Raw genomic sequence first — 24,279 nt, forward strand, 5'->3', positions numbered from 1 at the left:
GGTAGAAGGGCATCCTCTGACAATATAAGCGGTTATCCGGTGTGTTTAGCACCTCTGACGCGCTGCACCTTCGGACGCCGGAACAGGTCGTCTGGCCGTTCAGTGCCGCAGTGCATGATAGCAGACGAAGACGCATCGGCAGACTTCTGCGAGGCGCAGAAGCCTGCTTCAGTTAACCATTAGAGCGTAACTGTGGGTAGCGCCGGAAAATATACACGCACCATAGCAGCGCGACCAGGCCGATCATCGCTCCCACGTTACCGACGTCAGACAGGCTCATATATACGCTCACCTGACTGCCCAGTAACGCGCCCGCACCGATGCCGATGTTGTAAATGCCGGACATCAGCGACATCGCCACGTCGGTGGCATCGGGTGCCAGTGACAGGACACGGATTTGCATCGCCAGGCCAATCATCATCATCGCCATTCCCCAGATGACGCAGAGGGTGATAATCGCGCCAGGACGCACGGCGGCAAAAATTAACAGCCCCATGCATAAGGTGACCAGGGCGATGGCGCTGATCAGCAACGCTGAGGGAAAGCGTTTACCCAGCGAACTGAACAGCAGACTGCCAATAATGCCGGCAGAACCAAACAGTAACAGCAGCAGGGTGGTAAAACTTTCGCTGGCATTCGCCACCAGTTGCATAAAGGGTTCAATATAGCTGTAAGCCGTATAGTGCGCGGTCACAATGAGTGTAACCAGCAGGTACATGCCTGCCAGGGCCGGGCGGCGGAACAACAGCGGTACGCTGCTTAATGAACCGGTGTGTTCACTGGGCAGACGCGGCAAGACGCGCGCCAGCATAATCATCAGGATCAACGCTGACAGCCCGATCATGCCAAAGGTGGTGCGCCAACCCAGCGCCTGCCCCACAACGCGACCAATGGGCACCCCCAGCACCATGGCCAGTGCCGTACCGGTTGCCAGCATACTGAGCGCCTGCGTTTTTTTACCGGCAGGCGCCACACGAATGGCCAGTGAGGCGGTAATGGACCAGAACACCGCATGTGACAGCGCAATGCCAATGCGGGAAACGATTAACGAACTGAAGCTCCAGGCGAATGTCGAAAGAACATGGCTGGCTACAAAGAGGCTAAACAGTACCGTAAGCAGTAACCGCCGTTCAACATTACGCGTCAGCAGCATTAACGGCAGGGACAGCAGCGCCACCACCCAGGCATAAATTGTCAGCATAATGCCCACTTCAGCGGTTTTCATCGAAAACCCGGCAGCAATATCCGACAGTAAACCCACCGGTACGAACTCAGTGGTATTGAAAACAAAAGCGGCGATGGCCAGCAGCACCACGCGTAGCCAGGCCGTTTTACGGGAAACAGTTGTTAAAGGCATGAGAAGTTAAATCTGTCTGTGCGTCAAAAGAGGATGACAACGATCATCCCACGAAAGTGACCTGCGTCACAATTTAGTGGCTATTGTGTAGGAATCAAGCGCCGGGTGGAACCACCTGGCGCAGATTATGGTGATTTTTTAGCCCGATGTGCAGCGTCAGGGAATCAGGGCTGGCGCGTCCCGCGTCCCGGCATCATACGCAGCAGCGTATTGTCCTTCAGCGCATAGTGATGGAACAGGGCTGCAGCGACATGTAAGCCGATGAGCCAGTAGCCCAGTGGCGCCAGGGTTTCATGCCAGTCGACGAGCGTATCAGAGAGATCGAAATCAGGTTCCGCAGCGACCGGCATGGGAATGCCGAATAATAACCACTCGCGGCCCTTCAGGTAACGTGAGGCGATACCCAGCACCGGCAGGCTGATAAATAAGGCATAAATCAACGTGTGCGTCAGGTGCGCCAGGCCCGTTTGCCAGCGTGGCACGGGGGGCGTAATCGCAGGGCTGCGATGGCGAATTTTCAGCAGTAACCGTGACAGCATCACCACCAGAATGGTTGCGCCCGCGCTAAAGTGTGTCACGGTCATCACAAAGCGCTGCCAGGAGCCCCGTTCCACATAACCGCGCAGCTCCATCGTGGCATAGACAATAATCAGCAGCAGCACGGTCAGCCAGTGAAGGGCAATTTGAGACGCCGCATATTTATCACGCATGTTAAATCCCTGTATGAAGAGTAAGGCCTCTAAGATAACGGAAAAAAGGCAAAATGCTTAACGAATTGGCGACTTTAAGCGGGACGGCTACAGGGGCAGGTCGGCAGCAACTGAACGGCGGGCTGGCAGGGCAGATGGCGGCGATATTCCGCCATCCTCGTGAAAAACGCGGCTGAATGGGATCGCAAAGGCATGCGCTGTGATCAGAAATCGATACCGTGCTTCAGTCCAACGCTGTCATGCAGGGGTGGGGTTTGAGCAGACATAACCGGGCAACAGTCGTCGCAGCCTAATGCGCTGGCATAATATTTTCGGGCCTGCTGTATAGCCGCTGTTGCAGAGTAAAACGTGCCCAGAAACAGTCGGTCTTCCAGACCCGGAAGGTAGCGACAGCCTTTGGCGTGTACCACGTGGTTATCGTTATAACCGGATTGTTTATTGACGTAATAGTAATGCGCCATGAGGTCTCCCCTAACAGTGAATTCAAAGATGGCATTAATCTTTGGGATTAAACCGATTATAGCGGGGAAACACCGGTAGTTAGCAATGATACTGATAATACGGACAATTCTTGTACAGCGGACTTTCCGGGCCGCATTGTGCCCGGAAAATTTGTTAAGTTTTGCTAGAGTTTGCGTTGATGCAGCCGCCACGCGACCGCCAGAGCCAGCAGCAGCAGGGTAGAGATAAACACGGTTATGCCCGGCCAGCCAAACTGATGCCAGAAAAAGCCCCCTGCCGTACCCGCCACGCTGGACCCCACATAATAACTGAACAGATACAGTGAAGACGCCTGGCCTTTTGCGCGACGCGCGCGTGGCCCAATCCAGCCGCTGGCCACGGAGTGTGCGGCGAAAAAGCCAGCACTGAACAGCATCATCCCAATAAAGATCAGAACCAGCGCATGAAAGGCGGTCAGGAGCAGGCCCGTCAGCATGATAAGCGTTGCGCCCAGCATCACCGGCCCCCGGCCATATCGACTGGTTAACGCGCCGGCTTTGGGCGAACTCCACGAACCGGTCAGGTAAACCACGGACAGCAGTCCCACCACGGCCTGGCTTAAATGCCACGGCGCACCCAGCAGCCGATAGCCGATATAGTTAAACAGGGTGACGAACGCCCCCATCAGCAGTAAGCCTTCCGCGAACAGCAAGGGCAGGCCCGCATCGCGCCAGTGCAGGCGAAAGTTAATGGCCAGATGGCGGGGGCGCAGGGATGTCGGGTGAAAATGCCGCGAGGCGGGCAAAATTTTCCAGAACATCAGGGCGGCCGCCAGGGCAAAACAGCCAATGGCGGCAATGGCGACGCGCCAGGAGAAAAAGTCGGTTAATACGCCGCTGATCAGGCGACCGCTCATCCCGCCAATCGAATTTCCGCTGATATACAGCCCCATCGAAAAGGCGACTACGCTGGGATGGATTTCTTCACTGAGATAAGTCATCCCGACGGCCGCTACACCGCTGAGCGACAGGCCAATAAGCGCCCGCATCAGCAGAATGCCGTGCCAGCTTGTCATGGTGGCCGAAATCAGCGTGCAGACGGAAGCCAGCATCAGCGCGGTGACCATGACAGATTTGCGACCGACAGCATCGGACAAGGGGCCGGTAATCAGTAAGCCCAGCGCCAGTGTCGCAGTGGAGACCGACAGGGAAATACTGCTGGCGGCCGGTGACACGCCAAACTGTGCAGAGAGGACCGGCAGCAGCGGCTGCACACAATACAGCAGCGCAAAGGTGGCCAGCCCGGCCGAAAACAGCGCCAGTGTCACGCGCATAAAGGGCGGAGTGCCGCGCACGATCCACGCCTGAGAAGGTGATGCAGGCTGCTGCGCCACATTTCTGTCCAGGACGACAGCCGATGAAGAGCGATTCACAGTAATCCTTATGAGTAAAAACAACGAATAACGTAAGGCTAGGAAAAGCGGATTAGGTTGTCTAATATATTAATAATCTCAAATAATATTTTTAACCTATGAATCTTGAGCTGCGTCACCTGCGTTATTTTATTGCCGTTGCAGAAGAGCTGCATTTTGGCCGCGCGGCGCAACGGCTGCATATTTCTCAGCCGCCGCTCAGTCAGCAAATCATGCACCTTGAGGCAGAAACCGGGGCGCAGCTGTTTAACCGCACCAACCGCAGCGTGCAGCTCACGCCGGCCGGGCAACAATTTTTGCAGGATGCGCGCGCCATTCTGTTGCAGGTTGAGCAGGCGACCCAGCGTGCGGCACGACTACATCGGGGAGAAGAAGGGGAACTGCGCATTGGCTTTACCTCGTCTGCCGCTTTTATTGGTGTCGTCTCGGATGCGCTCTACCTGTTTCGCCAGCGCTGGCCTGATGTTCATGTTCAGATGCAGGAAATCAATACCCGGCAGCAGCTGACGCCGCTCCATGAAGGGAAACTCGATTTGGGTGTGATGCGCAACACGCCGCTGCCTGCGGATCTGCATCATCAACTGCTGTTACAGGAGCCGCTATGCGCGGTGGTGCACAAAGCCCATCCGCTGGCATCCGCCGGGAAGATTTCTTTACAGGCGCTGGCCAGTGAGCCTTTTGTCTTTTTCGATCCGCAGGTGGGAACGGCGCTTTACAGCGAAATACTCGATTTACTGCAACGCTATCAGATCAAACCCTATATCACTCAGGAAGTGGGCGAGGCGATGACAATTCTCGGTCTGGTCGCGACCGGTTTAGGCGTGTCTATTTTACCGGCATCGTTCAGCCATGCCCGCCTGACAAATGTCGTCTGGCTGCCGCTTGAGGAACCGGATGCACTTTCGGAAATGTGGCTGGTCTGGTCTGCGCAACGGGAAATGAGCGCGCAGATGGCCCATATGATGGCGCTGTTGCGGCGGGAAAACGAACGCTCTCGCTAAAGGCGGAAAAATTATGTGTGATAAATCACATATCTAAGCAAATATTTGCCGCAAAAGGTGAATCTGCCGCACCATAGCGGATATTTATTTAGAAGCGCGAAAATAACCGGAGCAGGGTGTGAGTTCGGACAGCCAACCTGGCCATATTGACCAAATTAAACAAATCAATGCTGGCGTCGTTTACCGATTAATTGATCAGCATGGCCCCGTCTCGCGCATTGAATTGTCCAGGCGCGCCCAGTTAGCCCCAGCCAGTATTACCAAAATTGTCCGGGAAATGCTGGATGCCCATCTGGTTCAGGAAACCGAATTTCAGGATCCGGGCGCGCGTGGTCGTCCCGCTATCGGGTTAATTCTGGACACGGAGGCCTGGCACTACCTGGCCCTTCGCCTGCACCGTGGCACATTAACCCTGACGCTTCGCGATTTGAGCAGCAGGGCGCTGGTTGAAGACCATTTGCCCCTCCCGGATGATCCCACCCAATCCTTACTGACCACACTGACCGACCATGTTGATGCGTTTTTTATCCGCCATCAAAAGCGGCTGGAAAGGCTGACCGCCATTGCTATCACGTTGCCGGGGCTGATCAACGTCGCATCAGGCGTGGTGCACCGGTTACCCGGTTATAACTGCCATGATATGCCACTGGGCAGCACCCTGGCGGCCCGAACCGGCCTGCCGGTGTTTATCCAGCATGATATCTCGGCCTGGACATTGGCAGAATCCCTGTTTGGCGCATCGCGCGGTGCGCAGGATGTCATTCAGATTGTCATTGATGAAACCGTGGGGGCGGGCGTGATCACGGACGGACAGTTACTTCACAAAAGCGGACGTGCGCTGGTCGAAGTGGGCCATACGCAGGTCGATCCCTATGGTCAGCAATGTTACTGCGGGAATCATGGCTGCCTGGAAACGGTGGCCAGTACCGGCAGTCTGCTGGCCCTTGTTGCTCAGCGTCTGCCGGGACAGCCCGACAGCCTGTTACATCATCAAACCTTAACGCTGGAGGCGGTCTGTGAGGCGGCCCAGGCGGGTGACAGGCTGGCCCGCGATGCCATCGCCACGGTAGGGCATCATGTGGGCAGGCTGCTTGGCATGATGGTAAATATCTTCAATCCTCAACATATTCTTATAGGTTCACCGCTAAATCAGGCGGCGGACATCCTGTTTCCGGCGGTACAAAACACCATTCATCAGCAGTCGTTACCGGCTTACAGCGCAGGCATTCAGCTTGCACCTACTGAGTTTACTGAGCCTGGCACACTCGGTGCGGCGGCGCTCATTAAAGATTCGCTCTATAGCGGTTACCTGTTAGTGAAGTTACTACAAGGTTAAGCAACACTAACCTTGCGCTAACGCAATCTGCCTGTGCTTTTCCTTCCTTAGAATGTCTGTTCGCACGAAAGACTCATCGCCGATGAGTCGAAACCGCTGGTGAAGGAGACGTCGAGTGAAAACGCTATTTATTGCGGGAACAGATACCGAAGTGGGAAAAACCGTTGTGTCGCGCGCCCTGTTACAGAGTTTTATTCAGGCCGGTTTCAGTGCCGCAGGCTACAAGCCTGTTGCCCGTTGTGGTGTCAAAACGGAAGAGGGCCTGAGAAATAAAGATGCGTTGTTTTTACAAAGCGCCTCGTCCATGACGTTGCCTTATCAGGCTGTGAATCCCGTTATTTTCGAAAAAGAAGAAATCGGGGGTTATCCGCCTTGTGAGGTTAACTATGCGCGAATCAGTCAGGGGTTAAAGAACCTGCATCAACTGGCCGATCGCGTCGTGGTTGAGGGCACAGGAGGCTGGCGCAGCCTGATGAATGATGCCCAGCCGTTATCGGCCTGGGTGGTGGAACAACAGTTGCCGGTGATCCTGGTCGTGGGGATTAAAACGGGCTGCATCAGCCATGCGTTGCTGACGGCTGAGGCTATTCTGGGTGATGGCTTACCGCTGGCAGGCTGGGTGGCAAACCGGATCAATCCGGGGCTGGCGCATTATGCGGAGATCATTTCAGTCCTGCGTGACAAGCTTCCTGCGCCGCTGTTGGGTGAGTTGCCCTATTTGCCGCGTGTTGAGCAGCGTGATGTGTCCCGCTACCTGGATATCTCCCTGCTCGATGCCGACAAGCTGCCGGTTGCAAAGGCGAAAATAGCCTGACGCCCTTCATCTGAAAACACACGCTAATAAGAAAGACAGTGACACAGGATGCGAAACACGAAACCCGCTCGATGGAAAAGGGCCGCAACCGGGGTGCGGCCCTGATTTTTCAGGGATTCAGACGGCGACGCGTACGGCCGGAACTGAGGTAGTCCGCGATATAATCCTGCGAAATTTCCCCGCTGTAACGGCCTTCTTCATCCACAATCGGCATCCACACCGTGTTGTGTTCATACAGCTTTGACAGCACCACGCGCAGGTTCTCCTCGGCTTTGCCGGTTACCCGGAAGGTGTGCAGGATATCCTCACAGCGACCGCTGGCGCTACGCGCCTCGCGACGTTTAACAAACCCGAGCGGTTTACCATCGTCGTCCACGACGGTAATGGAACGCATATCGTTATCGTCCATAGTGCTGAACGCATCCATCAGTGGCGTCGAACGTTTCACCGTGATGGTCGGTTGCTGATCGGTCACATCACCCGCCTGCACCAGCAGCAGACGTTTCAGAGTGCGGTCCTGACCGACAAACGACCCGACAAAATCATTCGCTGGCGTCGCCAGTAATTCGTCCGGGCTGGCGCACTGCACGATTTTGCCCTGGCCAAATACGGCGATGCGATCGCCAAGTTTCAGCGCCTCGTCAATATCGTGGCTGACCAGCATGACGGTTTTCTTTAACTGACGCTGCATATCCAGGAACTCATTCTGGATGACTTCACGGTTAATCGGGTCCACCGCACCAAAAGGTTCATCCATTAGCAAAACCGGCGGATCCGCTGCCAGCGCGCGAATAACGCCAATACGCTGCTGTTGCCCGCCCGACATTTCACGCGGATAGCGATGCAGAAATTTCGTGGGATCCAGTGCCACCATGCTCATTAATTCGGTGGCCCGCTCGCGGCACTGTTTTTTGTCCCAGCCCAGCATGCGCGGCACGACGGTAATGTTTTCCTCAATCGTCATGTTAGGAAACAAACCAATTTGCTGAATAACGTAGCCAATATTGCGGCGCAGCGTGGTCGTGTCCTGGGTGCTGGTGTCCTCACCGTTGATGAGAATACGTCCGCTGGTGGCCGGAATCAGGCGGTTAATCATTTTCAGAGTGGTCGTTTTCCCACAGCCGGAAGGGCCCAGCAGTACGCACATTTCGCCCGCCGGCACCTCAAGACTTACATTGTCCACCGCTTTCATCAGCGTGCCATTTTTCTGGCTGAAGGTTTTCGTCAGATTTTCAAGTTTTATCATTATCGAATTCCCTTAGGAGTCAGCGCCAGCTGCAAACGGTGCAGCAGCCAGTCAAGAACAATCGCCAGCAGGCAAATCATCAGTGCGCCGGCAATCAGCATGCGCACGTCACTTCCGCTGATGCCATCCAGCAGGAGCAGGCCAAGTCCGCCCGCACCGATCACCGCCGCGATGGCCATAACGCCAACATTCATCACGACGGCGGTGCGGATACCGCCAAAAATGACGGGCAGGGCCATGGGGATCTCTACCCAGCGCAGACGCTGCCAGAACGTCATCCCAATGCCCCGACCGGCCTCACGTAAGCCATCCGGCAGGTTTTCCAGCGCGGTATGGGTATTACGTACAATCGGCAGCAGGGAATACAGGAACACCGCCGTGATGGCAGGCACTGCACCGATTCCCTGACCGATCAGCGAAAACAGCGGGATCATCAGACCAAACAGGGCGATGGTCGGAATGGTCAACACGATGGTGGCGATGCCCAGTACCGGCGTGGCCAGCCATTTAATGCGGACAATTAAAATGCCCAACGGCACGCCGGCCAGAATGGCGCAGCCCACAGCGACCAGCACCAGCCAGGTATGCTGCCAGGTCAGCGTGAGCAGGTTATTCCAGTTATCAATGATGTAATGAAGGGTATCCACGATGCCTCCTTACAGCATGTTTTTGGATTGAAGGAAATCGCGCGCCACCTGTTCCGGTGACTGATGATCGATATCCACGCGCTTGTTCATCTCGGTGATGGCCTCATCCGTAATCAGCGGTGAAAGCTGATTCAGCGCCGCCTCAAGGCCGGGATGGCTCTCCAGCACATCTTTGCGTACGACCGGCGTCACGTTGTAGCTGGGGAAGAAGTGCTTATCATCTTGCAGCACCTTGAGATCGAATCCTTTTACGCGCCCATCCGTGGTGTAAATCAAGCCCGCATCAACAAAACCGTCGCGGATCGCGTTGTACACCAGACCCGGGTCCATCTGACGAATTTGCGGTCTGTCCAGCGTGAGGTTGTAGGTCTTCTGCAGCGGCTTCATCCCATCCGAACGGCCATAGAACTCCAGATCCAGCCCCAGTCGCCAGTTATGTTTCGGGTCGGTTTTGCGCACCTGATCAATTTTGGCCACCAGTTGCGACAGGGTAGAAATACCTTCTTTATCCGCCCGCGCCCGCTGCATGGCAAAAGCATAGGTGTTGTTCATCGGGGCTGGATTAAGCCAGATCAGCCCCAGCCTGCCATCCAGATTTTTAACGGTCTGGTAAGCTTCCTGTGAGGACATGGGCTTGTTGATATGGTTGAAAATAATCAGTGAGGTACCGGTATATTCCCACGTCATGTCGATTTGCTTGTTAATCATGGCATTTCGACTGATTGTCGTGGCAATGTTGCGTTTTGGGATAACCTGAAACCCTTTCTTTTGCAGCCACATCACGGTCATGGCAGAAAGAATGTGTTGTTCCGTAAAACTTTTCGTCGCCAGCACCAGCTGGGCGGCAGCCTGAACGCTCTGGCTGAGCGCCAGCGTCGCCGTCAGGGCCAGCGTACAGTGCTTAATCCAACGCGTAAGCATCATCAACTCCTGTTTTATGCCGCAGCGTGCGGACTCAGATAACGGCCTAACGTCGCCAGCAACATATCCAGTATCAGGGCCACTAACGCCGTTGCCACCGCGCCCAGAATCAGGACCGGGAAGTCATTGAGGTAAATCCCCGGAAAAATCAGCTCGCCAAAGCTGCTGGCACCAATCAGGAAGGCAAGCGGGGCGGTGCCAACGTTAATGGCTGTCGCAATGCGCACCCCTGCCAGAATGACCGGCAGCGCATTCGGCAGCTCAACCTGACGCAGGCGTTGCCATTTTGTCATGCCGATACCGTTAGCGGCTTCAATCAGTGAGGGCGGAACGGCGCTCAGTCCGGCATAGGTGTTGCGGACAATGGGGAGCAGCGAGGCCAGGAACAGGGCAAACAGCGCCGGCTTATCGCCAATGCCGATCACCACCATGGCCAGCGCCAGTACGGCCAGCGGCGGCAACGTGTTGCCCACGTTAAAGATTTGCATGACATATTCTGCCCAGCGACGGGCAAAGGGACGGCTTAGCAGGATCCCACTGGGAATACCGACCAGCAGGGCAAACAGCATTGACCAGAACACTAAAAACAGGTGCTGTTGGCCAAGATAGATGAGATCAACGCGGCGGGCGACCAGTGTATCCCAGCCCAGCCCCCAAACCAGTGCGCCCAACACTGCTATCACAGCAAGCAGCGCCAGACCGGCACGTTTGGCCAGCGAAGCGTTATGCATACGGATTCTCCCTGTAGACCAATCTGTTGTTATCAAACCCTGAACCGACATGACAGACGCCACAAAAAGGGCCGCCGCGTCCAAAACCATGCCGATTGTTAAACGTGTAAAACGTTTGCGAATTTCTGCGTAATTTCATTAATCACAGTCAACGCAGTTTTAAACCTATAGCAACGTCAAGCGAAGCGCGCCAGCTTTTATCGGTAAAATCATGGAGATAGCATGGGGTCAAAATCGCCGCAGCCCTTACTACAACTGGTTTAACAGCGAAACTACCTGATTTACCCCGATTTACGTGACAACGTCACAAAAGCGCTGAATTGACTCCTGGACGCGCAGATTTGCGCTAGCCTTAGGGAACGCAAAAAGGGAGCATCATGATCAACAGCACTTCCGCGCCGCTGCGCCGCAACTGGATTCTTTTCGCCTGCATGCTCGCCATGTTTATGGCCGCCATCGAAGTCACTATTGTGGCCACCGCGATGCCAACAATTGTCGCCGAGCTGGGGGGCTTTGCGCAGTTTGGCTGGGTATTTTCGGTTTACCTACTGACGCAGGCCATAAGCGTACCGCTTTATGGGCGCCTGGCGGATCTGTGGGGCAGAAAGAGGATGCTGTTTCTGGGCATCACGTTTTTTTTGGCAGGGTCGGTGTTATGCGGCTTTGCGCACAGCATGTTTTGGCTCATCGTGTTCCGCGCCTTTCAGGGCCTGGGCGCGGGGGCCATCATGCCGCTGACGTCCACGATTGTGGCCGATATCTATTCCCCCCGTGAGCGGGCCAGCGTGCAGGGCTGGCTGTCCAGCGTCTGGGGCGTGGCGGCGATTGTCGGGCCGCTCTCGGGCGCGTGGCTGGTCCAGCACTTCAACTGGTCGGTGATTTTCTGGGTCAATGTCCCGATTGGCATCATCAGTATGCTGTTGCTGGCCATCCTGCTGCCAACACATCCACAGAAACAGCCGGCCCCGTCACTGAATCTGATTGGCAGTGGCTGGCTGACGCTGTGCATCAGCGCCATACTGATTGCCCTGTTACAGGCAGAACAACTGGGCTACTGGCTCCTGTTGTTTTTACTTGTGGGCGGGCTGGCCGGCTGGCAGTTAACCCGCCATGAACAGCAGGCACAGGCGCCCCTGTTTCCGATGCGTCTCTGGCAGAGTAAGCTGATTATTGCCGGCAATATAGGCAACCTGGTGATTGGGGCGACCATGATGGGCGTCAGCGCGTTTTTACCGACATGGATACAGGGCGTCACGGGCGGTTCGCCACTTCAGGCCGGCACCGCGCTGGCGATGATGTCCATCGGCTGGCCGCTGGCCAGTACGGTCAGTGGCCGCCTGATGCTGTTCACTTCCTATCGTTTTACCGCCCAGCTGGGCGCAATATTGTTAATTGCAGGCAGCGCCTTACTGCTGCTGTTACACAGAGAAAGTTCGCTACTGCAGGCGGGCTTCACCTCATTCCTCATCGGCACCGGCATGGGGATGACCAGCACGACGTTTCTGGTGTCTGTGCAGAATCATGCCGAATATGGCATTCGCGGTATTTGCACGGCGTCGGTAATGTTCAGCCGTATGATTGGCTCCGCGCTGGGAACGGCGGTGATGGGCGCCGTGCTAAACCTCAACCTGCAGTGGCGGTTGCCACATGCAGAGGATCCGGTGCAGCAAATTATGTCGCAGACAACCCGCGACCAGTTGGCCCCGGATGAGCTGCAGCACCTGTTACAGGCGATTGCTGCCTCACTGCACTGGGTGTTTATCGTGGCGTTGGTTATCGCGTTATCGGCGATGTGGGTCGCCGGAAAAATGCCGCGTCAGCAGCCGCAACAGGCCGACTGATACCGGGTCGTTTAGTCGTCAGGGTGCGATTCGGACGGCAACAGGAGAGAAAACGAAAAAGAGAAGGGCGACAATGTCGCCCTGAACGTTACTGCGTTGAGGTGTCCTGCGAGCTACCCGCGCTGTCAGGGACCGCCGCCCCGTCATCGCGACCCAGCTTTTTATAAACGATTTTCTGTGTGTCGTTATCGCAATGACCGACAACCTGTCCGCCCGCCTGGTCGGCCTGATCGTTGGGCACCACATCCAGACTAAAGCCTGATTCGGGCACACCGTTCTGGATAATTTTCTGGCTGATATCCGCTTTTACGGATTCACAGGAGGCCTGCGCCAGCAGCGGGAATGCCAAAAACGTCACTGTCAGTAATGCATGCTTCATCTTCATAACCTTTTCCTTTTGTCATGCGTCAGTCATTACTATAGCTGAAAATTACGGCAGTACCGGACGACCGGTGCGGCGATCCAGACAGCGCAACGTGTTGGGTTCCCAGTAGGCGTTCAGGTTAGCGCTCTGCTCACACTTGTCGCGGGTATCAAACGCGCGGTCCGCTTTATCAAACTCTTTTTCCACCCGGCGGTTCACTTTATTGCGCAGCATGTGCGTGTCATTCCACTGCTCTTTACTCTGACGGGCCGCTTCATTATTCAGCGCGCTACTGCCATTTTCAATTATCAGGCGATCGGTGTTTGCACTCACGCCAAATGCCGTGACAGAAAGCAGGGCCACCATCAGAACCGGAAGCAATTTTTTCATCGTAATATCCTTCAGTTAACACGGGCTTACCTGTGGGTAAACTTTTGCAGCCTGTGCGCAATAGTATACCATTGCCGCTCAGATGCTCACCAGCAGTGTGCATGTCGTTTACCTGCCTGAGAGATTAACGTGCTGATCAAGACTGCATTACTGTTTTTTATTACCGCCCTGGCAGAGATCACAGGCTGTTTTTTGCCCTGGCTGTGGCTGAAAAAGGGCGCGTCGGCCTGGCTGTTAGTGCCTGCCGTATTGAGTCTCGCGCTGTTTGTCTGGCTGCTGACGCTCCATCCGGCGGCAAGTGGGCGCGTATACGCGGCTTACGGCGGCGTTTATGTTCTCACGGCGCTGGTCTGGTTGCGCATCGTAGACGGGGTGAAGCTGAGTATCTGGGACTGGAGTGGTGCGCTGATTGCGTTCAGCGGCATGTTGATTATCGTGCTGGGCTGGGGCAAAGCGTAAAAAGCCAGCCCGAGGGCTGGCCTCTTAATCAGGGTTTATGCACTTTAAGGCCTGCCAGCGTCTGGCTGACGGGCATCATTTCCAGGGTGTTGATGTTGACGTGTTTAGGCAGGGTTGCCACCCAGTAAACCGCTTCAGTCACATCTTCCGGCGTCAGTGCTGTCGCGCCCTCATAAACCTTATCAGCCTTGTCATCGTCGCCTTTAAAGCGCACGTTAGAGAATTCGGTGCCGCCAACCAGGCCTGGCTCAATATCCGTTACGCGCAGGGCGGTGCCGTGCAAATCGGTGCGCAGGTTCAGGCTGAACTGACGGACAAAGGCCTTGGTGGCCCCATACACGTTACCGCCCGCATAGGGCCAGCTTCCGGCAATCGACCCGATATTAATGATATGACCGACGTTACGCTCAACCATCGCAGGCAAGACGGCGCGCGTCATATACACCAGCCCCTTCGTGTTGGTGTCGATCATATTTTCCCAGTCATTCACATCTGCCCGGTGCGCCGGTTCAATGCCTAATGCCAGACCCGCGTTATTGACCAGCACATCAATGTCGCGCCATTCTGCAGGGAGGTGTGCAATTGCCTCTTCAATGGCGGCCCGGTTGCGCACATCCAGTTGCACCGTATACAGGTTGTCGCCCAACGCGTCTTTCAGCGCTTTCAGACGTTCTGCGCGACGGCCGCTTGCGATCACTTTGTGTCCTGTTTCGATGAACCGGCGGGTAATGCTTTGACCAAACCCTGCCGTTGCCCCCGTAACAAAAATAATCATCGTGTTTCCCTTATTCCGTTTCATGGTGTTCCTTTCACCTTAACACGGCATTTTTGGCGACGTCCGCTAAATTTTACGTGCACGGTCACCCACGGCCTGCGCCGTTATTGTGCAGCCTGCCCCGTTATTGTGCAAACCCCTCAGGCTGGCAAGGCGCATTTTGGCCATCATTATGCAGGCAACCGATTGCGAAGGGATGGCAACCGTTTGCGTCGTGTGTAAAGACGTTTTTTTGTTGCGCAACGAATAATTTTGATTAAGTTACTGATATATAAGTTTTTATTTTATAAACAAGGCTGGCATGACTCTTGCAAAATGTTCAAACAGAGACCAGGGTTAAGGCACAGGGCGACATTTACCCCGCCCGGCAGAGGAAACATTATGCTGACATATACGGACGCGGCGATTCGCGCCAGCTTCTTCGATTTTGCCGCAGTGGCACACGATCCCGAATCGATACTGGCGCAGGCACGCTATCTGGACGATGGCGTGCTGACGCTGCGTGAAGGGCGTGTTGTCGATCTGCGCCCCTGGCAGGAGAGCACAGACAGCCTGAATGCAGGCGGCATGATTGACCTGCGCGGTAAGCTGATCATCCCGGGCTTTGTCGATTGCCATATTCATTATCCGCAAACGGAAATGATCGGTGCCTTTGGCGAGCAACTGCTGGAGTGGCTGAATCAGTACACTTTTCCCGTGGAAGCGCAGTATCACTGCCCGGATCATGCCGCGCAGATGTCGGCATTTTTCCTGCAGCAGTTACTGGCGAACGGCACGACCAGCGCGTTGATTTTCGGCACGGTGCACCCGCAGTCGGTAGATGCGCTGTTCAGCGCAGCCGAGGCGCTCAATATGCGTATTATCGCAGGCAAAGTGATGATGGATCGCAATGCCCCGGACTACCTGACAGAAACGCCAGAAGAGAGCTATGCCCAGACGGAGGCGCTGATTGCGCGCTGGCACGAGCGCGGCCGCCTTAGTTATGCGCTGACGCCGCGTTTCGCTCCGACCTCTTCTCCGGCGCTGCTGGAGAAAGTTCAGGCGCTTCGCCAGCGTCACCCGGATGTCTGGGTTCATACGCACCTTAGCGAAAACCCCCACGAAGTGGCCTGGGTGAAGCAGCTTTTTCCTGACCATAACGGTTATCTGGATGTGTATCATCAGTATCAGCTGACCGGGCGCCGCAGCGTATTCGCGCACTGTCTGCATCTGGAAACACAGGAGTGGCAGTGCCTGCATGATACGAACTCCGCCATAGCATTTTGCCCCACCTCAAATCTGTTTCTGGGCAGCGGCCTGTTCAATATCCAGCGGAGCTGGCAGCAGGGCGTTAAGGTGGGCATCGGCACCGACGTAGGCGCCGGCACCACCTTCAATATGCTGCAAACGCTGGGAGAAGCCTACAAAGTGGGGCAACTGCAGCAGTACAAACTGAGCGCCGCAGAAGCGTTTTATCACGCCACACTGGGCGGCGCCCATGCGCTGGATCTCGACAAACACATCGGTAACTTCGCCCCGGGCAAGGAAGCGGACTTTGTGGTGCTGGATCCCGCCGTGTCCGCCTTGCAGAGGTTACGCATGGCAAACAGTAAAGATATCTGGGAAAAACTGTTTGTGCTGATGACGCTCGGCGATGACAGAAATATCGTACAAACCTGGGTTAACGGTCGCCCGGTCTGGCAATCCGCTGCAAAGGAGAACGCCGCATGATTCAGTTCCTGCTTAATGACCGTCCGGTGACAGAAGAGCAGCTCGATCCCAATCTGACGGTCCTGTCGTATTTGCGCACGCATCAGCGTCGCTGCGGCACCAAAGAGGGCTGTGCCTCCGGCGACTGCGGCGCGTGTAGCGTCACGCTGGGCAGTGTCGTAGACGGGAAGCTCACCTACCAGACCGTGAACAGCTGCCTGATGCTGGTCAGTGGGCTACAGGGTAAGCAACTCATTACGGTAGAGGATCTACGCCAGGGAAAAAGCCTGCATCCGGTACAGCAGGCGATGGTGGACTGCCATGGCTCGCAGTGTGGATTCTGTACGCCGGGTTTTGTCATGTCGCTGTTTAGTCTGCAAAAAAACCAGCCTGAGTGGAATCGTCAGCAGGCCGAACATGCGCTGGCGGGTAACCTGTGCCGCTGTACCGGTTACCGTTCCATCATGGCGGCTGCCGAGCAAAGCCTGAGCGATGTTCAGCCCGACAGCTTTGATCGTCAGGCACAGCAGGTGACTGAACAGCTGATGAACCTGACACACGAGGCTATCCAGACGCTGGAAAAGAACGGTCGCACCTGTTTTATCCCGAAAACCGTGCAGCAGCTTGCCGAATGCTGTATCGCCCATCCTGATGCCGCATTGCTGGCGGGCGGCACCGATCTCAGCCTGCTGATTACCCAGCGCGACCAGCATCTCCCCAAAATGATTGCCCTGGGGCAGGTTGACGCACTGAAAGCCTGCGGCGAGGACGATAAACACTATCAACTGGGTGCCGCTGCGTCGCTGGAGCACATTGCCGATTTTATGGCGACGCGCATTCCGGGTTTTGCCGGAATGCTGACGCGCTTTGCCTCGCTACAAATTCGTCAACTCGGCACGCTGGGCGGCAACCTTGCAAACGCTTCGCCGATTGGTGATGCCTCGCCTACGCTGCTGGCACTTAATGCATCGCTACTGCTGCAGCACGGCGACACGCAACGTACCGTGCCGCTCGATGGCTTTTTCACGGGCTACCGACAGACAGTGCTAAAGCCGGGGGAGTTTATTCACACCATTCTGATTCCTAAAGTGACAGTGTCACCTGATTTCGTGGCCTGGAAAGTTTCAAAACGGTTGGATGATGACATTTCAGCGGTGTTTGCCGCCTTTAATATTCATACCGATAACGGCATCGTAACGCGTGCGCATATTGCATTCGGCGGTATGGCGGCAACGCCGCTTCGTGCGGTCGCCTGTGAACAGGCGCTGTGTGGTGCCGCTTTATCGCCGGAAACGCTGGCGAGAGCCTGTCAGGCGCTGGAAGCGACGTTTCAGCCGCTGAGCGATTTCCGGGCCAGCGCAGATTACCGTCTGCAGGTCGCCTGTAACCTGTTGCGTCGTTATGTTTACCGTTCAAACGGACTCGCCATCACAGAGGTAAGCCGCTATGTCTCATAATCGTCCGGCATTGCCTGAATCTGCGTTACCCGTCCTGTTCGCCAGCGATATGACCACGGGCGTAGGACGCAGTCAAAAACACGAAAGTGCGGAAAAACACGTCTCCGGTGAAGCGCAATATATTGACGATAAAGCAGAACAGCCGGGCTTACTGCACCTTTGTCCGCGTCTGAGCGACCACGCGCATGCGCGTATTACACGCGTCGATCTGCAACCCTGTTACGCGGTTCCGGGCGTAGTACGCGTACTGACCTGGCAGGATGTGCCCGGCGTCAATGATATCGGGCCCCTACAGCCAGGCGATCCGCTTCTGGCACAGGATATCGTCCACTATGTGGGCCAGATTGTGATTGCCGTACTGGCCGAAACGCCCGAAGCGGCGCGTCAGGGCGCTAACGCGGCGATGATTGAGTACGCCATTCTTCCGGCGCTGCTGGATGTCGAAGACGCGCTGAAGCAGGGCAGCTTCGTGCAGGAACCCCATATTCATCAGCGCGGTGACGTTGAGGCGGCACTGGCGCGTGCGCCGCATCGGGTTCAAGGGGCGTTCCACATTGGCGGACAAGAGCATTTCTATCTGGAAACGCAAACCGCCCTGGTGATTCCCGGTGAAGACGACGCATTGCAGGTCTTTTGTTCGACGCAGAACCCCACTGAAATTCAAAAGCTGGTGGCCGAAGTCATGGGCATCACCATGAACAAGGTCACGATTGATATGCGGCGTATGGGCGGCGGATTTGGCGGCAAGGAAACCCAGGCCGCCGGTGTTGCCTGCCTGTGTGCTGTCGCCGCCAGGCTGACCGGGCGCGCCGTGAAAATGCGCCTCGCGCGGCGTGATGACATGCGTATTACCGGCAAACGGCATCCGTTTTTTGTGCGCTACGACGTGGGTGTTGAGGATGACGGCCGCTTGTGTGGCGTGAAAATCGATCTGGCAGGTAACTGTGGTTACTCACTGGATCTCAGCGGATCGATTGTGGATCGGGCAATGTTTCATGCCGATAACGCGTACTACCTCGGCGATGCGCGGATTACCGGTTACCGCTGCCGCACCAATACCGCGTCCAATACTGCGTTTCGCGGGTTTGGCGGCCCGCAGGGCATGGTGGCGATAGAGCAGATTATGGACCATATCGCCCGCGAGCGCGGAATCGATCCGCTGACGCTGCGTAAACGGAACTACTACGGTAAACACGAGCGCAATATCACGCATTACCACCAGCAGGTGAAAGATAATCTGCTGGATGAGATCACGGAACAGCTGGAAATCAGCAGTGATTACCACGCGCGGCGGGAAGCCATCGCGGCCTTTAACGCCAGCAGTCCGCTGCTAAAACGCGGTCTTGCGCTGACGCCGGTGAAGTTTGGGATTTCTTTCACCTCAAGTTTTCTCAACCAGGCCGGTGCGCTGATTCTGATCTACACCGATGGCACAGTACAACTCAACCACGGCGGAACGGAAATGGGCCAGGGGCTCAATACCAAAGTGGCGCAGATTGTCGCGCAGGTGCTGCAAATCGATACCGATAAGATCCAGATCACCGCCACAGACACCGGCAAAGTGCCCAATACATCGCCGACCGCGGCTTCCAGTGGTACGGATCTGAACGGCAAAGCGGCGCAAAATGCGGCGGAAATCCTGCGTGAACGCATGCGCACTATGCTGTGTTCGCTGCATAACTGTCTCCCCGAGGCGGTAAGTTTCAACAACGGCGTGGTACGCGCAGGCGATCACTATTACACGTTCGCTCAGGTCGCCCAGCTTGCCTGGCTTAATCAGGTGCCGCTCTCCGCGACGGGATATTATCGCGTGCCTGGCATCCACTACGATCGTCAGGCTGGTCGGGGCGAACCGTTTTACTATTTCGCTTACGGGGCCGCCTGTTGCGAAGTGATTGTGGATACGCTGACGGGCGAATACCGGTTATTACGGGCGGATATTCTGCATGATGTCGGGGCCTCACTGAATCCAGCCATTGACATCGGTCAGGTCGAGGGCGGCTTCGTGCAGGGGCTGGGCTGGCTGACCTGTGAGGAACTGGTCTGGAATGACAAAGGCCAGTTGATGACGAACGGTCCGGCCAGCTACAAAATTCCGGCAATCAGCGATGTGCCCGCCGATATGCGCGTCACACTGGTCGAAAACCGTAAGAATCCGCAGGATACGGTATTCCATTCCAAGGCAGTGGGCGAGCCGCCTTTTATGCTGGGGATCGCCGCCTGGTGCGCATTACAGGATGCGGTCGCCAGTCTCGCGGACTATCGCCAACATCCGGGGCTGGACGCGCCTGCTACGCCGGAGCGGGTATTCTGGGGCGCACAGCGTATGGCCGGGAGGCGCGGATGATTTTCCATGACTGGATAAGCATCCTGCACCATCTCCGTGAAACGCGCCAGCCTTGCGTACTGGTCACTGTGCTGCGCGATCGTGGCTCGGTGCCCCGGGACGGCGGCGCTAAAATGGTGGTGACGGCGAAGGAAACCTTTTTAACAATTGGCGGCGGACATCTGGAATTTCAGTGTATCGCGCAGGCCCGCGCACTGCTGGAAAGCGGGCAGGCAAGCCCGCACACAGAGGATTTCAGTCTGGGGGCACGGCTGGGCCAGTGCTGCGGCGGTATGACCACCATGTTATTCGAACCCCTGTTACAGGCACAGCCGGAAATCCTGGTGTTTGGCGCGGGCCATGTGGGTCAGGCGCTGGTGAATGTGCTGGCAACGTTACCCTGTCACATTAACTGGATTGACAGCCGGGAAAATGTTTTTTTATCCGTGCCGCCCGGGGTGCGCATCCAGCAGCCTGACGATCCGCTGGACGCAGTGGCTGAGGCGCCCGCTGGCAGCTATTATATCGTGATGACGCACCACCATCCGTTGGATCTGGCGCTCTGTGAAGCCATTCTTAAGCGGGGAGATTTCCACTACGCGGGCGTCATTGGCTCGCAGACAAAAAGCCAGCGCTTTCGCTATCGTCTGGCCGGCAAAGGCATCGACGACGTCCGGCTGGCGCGCCTGCGCTGCCCGGTGGGCTTACCCGATGTAAAAGGGAAACTGCCCGCCGAAATCGCCGTGGCGATTGCGGGTGAGATTATTGCGGTGTACCAGCAACAACGCGGATAGGTTGTTCTGCCCGAGGCGACCTGCCACTATGAAACACTGTGTAGACTATCAGGAGCGCCTATGAACGCCCGTCAAAACCCTTTCTTTAGCGTCAGCAGTCTGCCTTATCACACGCCACCGTTTGACCAGATTCAGGAAACGGACTTTTTGCCCGCGCTGCAGGCCGGTATCGAAGAGAAACGTCAGGAAGTCCTGGCCATTGCGACATCCGCTGATGCCCCGACGTTCCAGAATACCTGTGAAGCGCTGGAGAAAAGTGGCCAGCTGCTTACCCGGGTAAGCCTGGTGTTTAATGCCATGACCTCGGCGAATACCAGCCCCTATTTACAACAGATCGATGAAGAGATTACGCCGCAACTGACCGCGCTTAATGATGAGATCATGCTGAATCGTCCGCTGTTTTCACGCATCGATCAGGTCTATGTGCAACGAAACCAGCTGGATGCCGAATCCAGACGTCTGGTAGAAATTCTCTGGCAGCGTTTTCAGCTTGCCGGTGCCAATCTGCCCGAAGCGCAGAAACAGCAACTGAAAACTCTGAATCAGGAGGCGGCGCGGCTCAGTACCCAGTTCACAAATAAGCTGCTGGCGGCCACGAAGGCCGGCGGTCTGGTCGTCGAGGATGTGCAACAGTTAGCCGGTCTGAGCGCGTCCGATCTGGCCGTCGCCAGGGCCGCCGCGAAGGCGCGTGGTCTGGAAAACGCGTGGCTGTTGGTGCTGCAAAACACGACGCAACAGCCCGCACTGCAATCGCTGACGGTGCGCGCAACGCGCCAGGCCCTGTTTCATGCGGCCCTGACGCGCAGCGAGAAAAACGATGATAACGATACCCGACAGTTAGTGCTTCGGCTGTCACAGGTGCGTGCCGAACAGGCGAGGCTGTTAGGATTCGCCAGTTTTGCGACCTGGCAACTGCAGGATCAGATGGCCAAAACGCCCGAGGCCGCTCTGGCGTTTATGCGTAATATTGTGCCTGCCGCCCGGGCAAGGGCCGAACGCGAAGCCGCGGCGATTCAGCAAACGATCGATAAGCAGCAGGGGGATTTTACCCTCAGCGCCTGGGACTGGAATTTCTACGCCGAGCAGGTCAGGCGGGCGCAGTACGATTTAGATGAGAATCAGATCAAGCCCTATTTTGAGCTCAACACGGTACTGGAACAGGGCGTTTTCTGGGCGGCCACGCAGCTTTATGGTATTACGTTCGCGCAACGTCACGATCTGCCGGTTTACCATCCGGATGTACAGGTGTACGAAATTTTCGATGCTGACGGGAGCGGGCTTGCGCTGTTTTACACGGACTTCTTCAAACGCGACAGTAAAGGCGGTGGCGCCTGGATGAGCAACTTTGTTAATCAGTCCACGCTCCTCGACAGCAAACCCGTGATTTACAACGTCTGCAACTACACGCAACCCGCGGAGGGGGAACCCGCACTCCTGAGCTGGGATGAGGTGATAACCCTGTTTCATGAGTTCGGGCATACGTTGCACGGCCTGTTTGCCAGCCAGCGTTATCCCAGCCTGTCCGGCACAGCAACGCCACGTGATTTTGTTGAATTCCCTTCACAAATCAACGAGCACTGGGCCAGCGAACCACAGGTGTTTCGTCATTATGCCCGCCATTACCAGACGGGTGAGCCGATGCCCGCCGAGCTGCATGAAAAAATCATCAGGGCGGGCAAGTTTAATAAAGGCTACGAGATGAGCGAGCTGCTGGCCGCCGCGTTGCTGGACCTACACTGGCACAGCCTGGATGGCAGTCAGCCAGTACAATCCGTTGACGGATTCGAGCAACAGGCGCTGCGCAGTGATGATCTCGATATGGCGGCCGTCCCGCCGCGCTATCGCTCCAGCTATTTCCAGCACATCTGGGGCGGTGGCTATGCCGCGGGTTATTACGCTTATATCTGGACGCAGATGCTGGCGGATGACGGCTACCAGTGGTTCGTCGAAAACGGCGGACTGACGCGCAAAAATGGCGATATTTTCCGCCAGAAGATCCTGTCTCGCGGCAACAGCAGTGATCTCAAAGCGTTATATGAAGCCTGGCGCGGGGGCGAACCGAAGCTTGAGCCGATGTTAAAAAATCGCGGCCTGGCCGACTGAGCAACAAAGGGCGGAGAATCCGCCCTTTGTTTTTTTACCCCAGCGGACCGCCTTCAATGGTCTCGCACAAGCCCGCCAGTACGCGCTCGCCGGTTTCATTTCTTAATGACTGATACCACTCCGACGTCATCACCGGATCTTTTGCATGCGTGATATCACAACGCTTGCGCGCTTTCAGAACCAGGTCTTTGACACGGTCAACGCGGCGCGCCTGATAACGCAGCAGCGCATCTTCGATGCCAAGCGAATGCGCAGCCAGGGCTGAAGCCAGTACAATGGCATCTTCCATCGCGGCACAGCCGCCCTGACCAATATCCGGCGTGGTGCTGTGCGCGGCATCGCCAAGCAGCACCACCCGGCCTTTCACGAAGCGCTGAAACGGCTCGATATCGTGAATTTCAACCCGGTTGGTGGTGTCCACATCAATGGCCGCAATCAGTTTTTGTACCGGGGCTGCCCAGCCGCTGAAATAGCGGCGCAAATCGTCACGCGCGGTAGTGCGGTCCTGTTCCAGCCCCGCAGGCAGCGGGACATCAAAGAAAAAGTAAAAGCGGTTTCCGCTTACCGGCATTAACGATACGCGCTTGCCATCCCCCACAAAGGTTGTCCACTGGTCCGCAGGCGCGATGGATTCATCAATGTTCACCAGACCGTTCCAGTTCACATAGCCCGCGTAACGGCGGGGCAGCTTTTCCCCCAGCACATAGTCCCGCACAACAGAGTGCGTGCCGTCTGCCGCGACCAGAAAATCGCCTTCAGCCTGGCTGTTGTCTTCGAAGGTGGCGACAACGCCCGTGGCGTGCTGTTCCACCTGCACGATACGTTTACCAAAATGCACTCTGTCGCGGCCGTAGGCATCCAGTAGCATGGCCTGCAACTCGGCGCGGGCAATCGGATAGGGGAATTCACCTACCTGCTGCACCAGCGGCGATAAACTGAACCGTGTCAGGGTTTCACCCGACAATGCATCCTTATAGGCCATAAAGGCCATATTACCGCCCAGCGCGCGGACTTTGTCTTTCAGGCCCAGCGAATTCAGGCATTTCACGCCATTTGGCCAGACCGAAATCGCAGCGCCGACGGGCCGAATGGTTTTTACCGCCTCATAGACTTCCGTCTGAAAACCCTGTTGCTCCAGCGCGAGGGCCGCCGTCATGCCGCCCATTCCGCCACCGATAACGATCGCTTTCATATGTTCTCTCCTTTGCATTGCGTCATATCTTGCAATTTTTGTTCCAGGCGATGAAAAGGCGGCAACCCGCATGAACAAGGCGCAACTCGCTGATATTGAGGAATAATCTTTCCAACCTGCACGCAAACCGTGCAAAAGGCCGCACCGCACCAGTGCAGGAATATTCTGTAAACCACATAAACCACGCGCTTTTAAGATGTTGCCTATGAAACATGCAATTCAGAGCGTGATATAGATCACGCCCTACGACAAC

At 56.1% G+C, this 24,279-nt stretch carries 23 protein-coding genes; 11 read left to right on the forward strand and 12 right to left on the reverse strand.

Annotated elements, in window-relative coordinates; translation table 11 throughout:
* Nucleotides 1-172: 172 nt before the first annotated feature.
* On the reverse strand, nucleotides 173-1,357 hold the full coding sequence (locus C1N58_RS07470; RefSeq protein WP_394564741.1) for a sugar transporter: 1,185 nt from the start codon (nucleotides 1,355-1,357) through the stop codon (nucleotides 173-175).
* A 164-nt stretch (nucleotides 1,358-1,521) separates the two neighbouring features.
* Complete coding sequence (cybB, locus tag C1N58_RS07475; protein ID WP_006119234.1) at nucleotides 1,522-2,067, reverse strand: cytochrome b561; 546 nt, start codon at nucleotides 2,065-2,067, stop codon at nucleotides 1,522-1,524.
* Between the two features lie 53 nt (nucleotides 2,068-2,120).
* Between cybB and C1N58_RS07480 the strand changes: the two genes are divergently transcribed.
* Nucleotides 2,121-2,243: a hypothetical protein gene (locus tag C1N58_RS07480; protein WP_394564742.1), complete on the forward strand. Its 123-nt coding sequence runs from the start codon at nucleotides 2,121-2,123 to the stop codon at nucleotides 2,241-2,243.
* Between the two features lie 27 nt (nucleotides 2,244-2,270).
* Here C1N58_RS07480 and C1N58_RS07485 read toward each other — a convergent pair whose 3' ends face one another.
* Complete coding sequence (locus C1N58_RS07485) at nucleotides 2,271-2,528, reverse strand: hypothetical protein (protein ID WP_033741742.1); 258 nt, start codon at nucleotides 2,526-2,528, stop codon at nucleotides 2,271-2,273.
* 164 nt (nucleotides 2,529-2,692) lie between these two features.
* A complete protein-coding gene (locus C1N58_RS07490) occupies nucleotides 2,693-3,940 on the reverse strand; it encodes an MFS transporter (protein ID WP_394564743.1) in 1,248 nt (415 codons plus the stop codon).
* A 98-nt stretch (nucleotides 3,941-4,038) separates the two neighbouring features.
* Between C1N58_RS07490 and C1N58_RS07495 the strand changes: the two genes are divergently transcribed.
* The 3 genes from C1N58_RS07495 (at nucleotide 4,039) to bioD (ending at nucleotide 7,091) form a co-directional block, all read left to right on the forward strand.
* On the forward strand, nucleotides 4,039-4,941 hold the full coding sequence (locus C1N58_RS07495; RefSeq protein ID WP_394564744.1) for a LysR family transcriptional regulator: 903 nt from the start codon (nucleotides 4,039-4,041) through the stop codon (nucleotides 4,939-4,941).
* Nucleotides 4,942-5,059: 118 nt separating this feature from the next.
* Nucleotides 5,060-6,277, forward strand: a complete 1,218-nt coding sequence (locus C1N58_RS07500) for a sugar metabolism global transcriptional regulator Mlc (protein ID WP_394564745.1) — start codon at nucleotides 5,060-5,062, stop codon at nucleotides 6,275-6,277.
* A gap of 115 nt (nucleotides 6,278-6,392) precedes the next feature.
* Nucleotides 6,393-7,091, forward strand: coding sequence for a dethiobiotin synthase (gene bioD, locus C1N58_RS07505; RefSeq protein WP_054633728.1), 699 nt, complete (start codon nucleotides 6,393-6,395; stop codon nucleotides 7,089-7,091).
* A gap of 109 nt (nucleotides 7,092-7,200) precedes the next feature.
* On the opposite strand, the gene osmV is transcribed toward bioD, so the two are convergent.
* The 4 genes from osmV to C1N58_RS07525 are packed head-to-tail and all read right to left on the reverse strand — an operon-like array spanning nucleotide 7,201 to nucleotide 10,636.
* Nucleotides 7,201-8,337 (reverse strand): osmoprotectant ABC transporter ATP-binding protein OsmV, encoded by a 1,137-nt coding sequence (osmV, locus tag C1N58_RS07510; protein WP_039340279.1) that lies wholly within the window; start codon nucleotides 8,335-8,337, stop codon nucleotides 7,201-7,203.
* Nucleotides 8,337-8,984: an osmoprotectant ABC transporter permease OsmW gene (gene osmW, locus C1N58_RS07515; protein ID WP_006119224.1), complete on the reverse strand. Its 648-nt coding sequence runs from the start codon at nucleotides 8,982-8,984 to the stop codon at nucleotides 8,337-8,339. Before osmW ends, osmV begins: the two co-directional genes overlap by 1 nt.
* Nucleotides 8,985-8,993: 9 nt before the next feature.
* On the reverse strand, nucleotides 8,994-9,905 hold the full coding sequence (locus C1N58_RS07520) for a glycine betaine ABC transporter substrate-binding protein (RefSeq protein WP_394564872.1): 912 nt from the start codon (nucleotides 9,903-9,905) through the stop codon (nucleotides 8,994-8,996).
* A 14-nt stretch (nucleotides 9,906-9,919) separates the two neighbouring features.
* On the reverse strand, nucleotides 9,920-10,636 hold the full coding sequence (locus C1N58_RS07525; RefSeq protein ID WP_006119222.1) for an ABC transporter permease: 717 nt from the start codon (nucleotides 10,634-10,636) through the stop codon (nucleotides 9,920-9,922).
* A gap of 377 nt (nucleotides 10,637-11,013) precedes the next feature.
* Here C1N58_RS07525 and C1N58_RS07530 point away from each other — a divergent pair, with 377 nt between their 5' ends.
* Entirely contained in the window at nucleotides 11,014-12,477 is a 1,464-nt protein-coding gene (locus tag C1N58_RS07530; protein ID WP_394564746.1) for an MDR family MFS transporter, read from the forward strand.
* 88 nt (nucleotides 12,478-12,565) lie between these two features.
* Here C1N58_RS07530 and C1N58_RS07535 read toward each other — a convergent pair whose 3' ends face one another.
* Nucleotides 12,566-12,862 (reverse strand): DUF1161 domain-containing protein, encoded by a 297-nt coding sequence (locus C1N58_RS07535; protein ID WP_033741733.1) that lies wholly within the window; start codon nucleotides 12,860-12,862, stop codon nucleotides 12,566-12,568.
* A gap of 45 nt (nucleotides 12,863-12,907) precedes the next feature.
* The gene (locus tag C1N58_RS07540) at nucleotides 12,908-13,231 is read right to left on the reverse strand and encodes a DUF1283 family protein (protein ID WP_006119218.1); all 324 of its coding nucleotides are present in this window, start codon (nucleotides 13,229-13,231) and stop codon (nucleotides 12,908-12,910) included.
* A 132-nt stretch (nucleotides 13,232-13,363) separates the two neighbouring features.
* Between C1N58_RS07540 and C1N58_RS07545 the strand changes: the two genes are divergently transcribed.
* Complete coding sequence (locus tag C1N58_RS07545; protein WP_033742212.1) at nucleotides 13,364-13,690, forward strand: YnfA family protein; 327 nt, start codon at nucleotides 13,364-13,366, stop codon at nucleotides 13,688-13,690.
* Nucleotides 13,691-13,718: 28 nt separating this feature from the next.
* On the opposite strand, the gene ydfG is transcribed toward C1N58_RS07545, so the two are convergent.
* Nucleotides 13,719-14,465, reverse strand: coding sequence for a bifunctional NADP-dependent 3-hydroxy acid dehydrogenase/3-hydroxypropionate dehydrogenase YdfG (gene ydfG, locus C1N58_RS07550; RefSeq protein ID WP_033742210.1), 747 nt, complete (start codon nucleotides 14,463-14,465; stop codon nucleotides 13,719-13,721).
* A gap of 381 nt (nucleotides 14,466-14,846) precedes the next feature.
* Between ydfG and guaD the strand changes: the two genes are divergently transcribed.
* Genes guaD through dcp form a run of 5 tightly spaced genes read left to right on the forward strand, consistent with a single transcriptional unit; the run spans nucleotide 14,847 to nucleotide 22,834 of the window.
* Nucleotides 14,847-16,175: a guanine deaminase gene (guaD, locus tag C1N58_RS07555; RefSeq protein WP_205955329.1), complete on the forward strand. Its 1,329-nt coding sequence runs from the start codon at nucleotides 14,847-14,849 to the stop codon at nucleotides 16,173-16,175.
* Entirely contained in the window at nucleotides 16,172-17,611 is a 1,440-nt protein-coding gene (xdhA, locus tag C1N58_RS07560) for a xanthine dehydrogenase small subunit (RefSeq protein ID WP_033741730.1), read from the forward strand. Before guaD ends, xdhA begins: the two co-directional genes overlap by 4 nt.
* The gene (gene xdhB, locus C1N58_RS07565) at nucleotides 17,601-19,958 is read left to right on the forward strand and encodes a xanthine dehydrogenase molybdopterin binding subunit (protein ID WP_394564747.1); all 2,358 of its coding nucleotides are present in this window, start codon (nucleotides 17,601-17,603) and stop codon (nucleotides 19,956-19,958) included. The genes xdhA and xdhB overlap by 11 nt, the downstream gene beginning before the upstream one ends.
* Entirely contained in the window at nucleotides 19,955-20,731 is a 777-nt protein-coding gene (xdhC, locus tag C1N58_RS07570; protein WP_054633734.1) for a xanthine dehydrogenase accessory protein XdhC, read from the forward strand. The genes xdhB and xdhC overlap by 4 nt, the downstream gene beginning before the upstream one ends.
* 60 nt (nucleotides 20,732-20,791) lie before the next feature.
* Nucleotides 20,792-22,834: a peptidyl-dipeptidase Dcp gene (dcp, locus tag C1N58_RS07575; protein WP_394550737.1), complete on the forward strand. Its 2,043-nt coding sequence runs from the start codon at nucleotides 20,792-20,794 to the stop codon at nucleotides 22,832-22,834.
* Between the two features lie 34 nt (nucleotides 22,835-22,868).
* Here the strand turns inward: dcp and hpxO are convergent, their stop codons facing one another.
* Nucleotides 22,869-24,026, reverse strand: coding sequence for an FAD-dependent urate hydroxylase HpxO (hpxO, locus tag C1N58_RS07580; RefSeq protein ID WP_039340296.1), 1,158 nt, complete (start codon nucleotides 24,024-24,026; stop codon nucleotides 22,869-22,871).
* Between the last annotated feature and the right edge of the window lie 253 nt (nucleotides 24,027-24,279).

Source organism: Pantoea sp. SGAir0180, assembly GCF_043546245.1.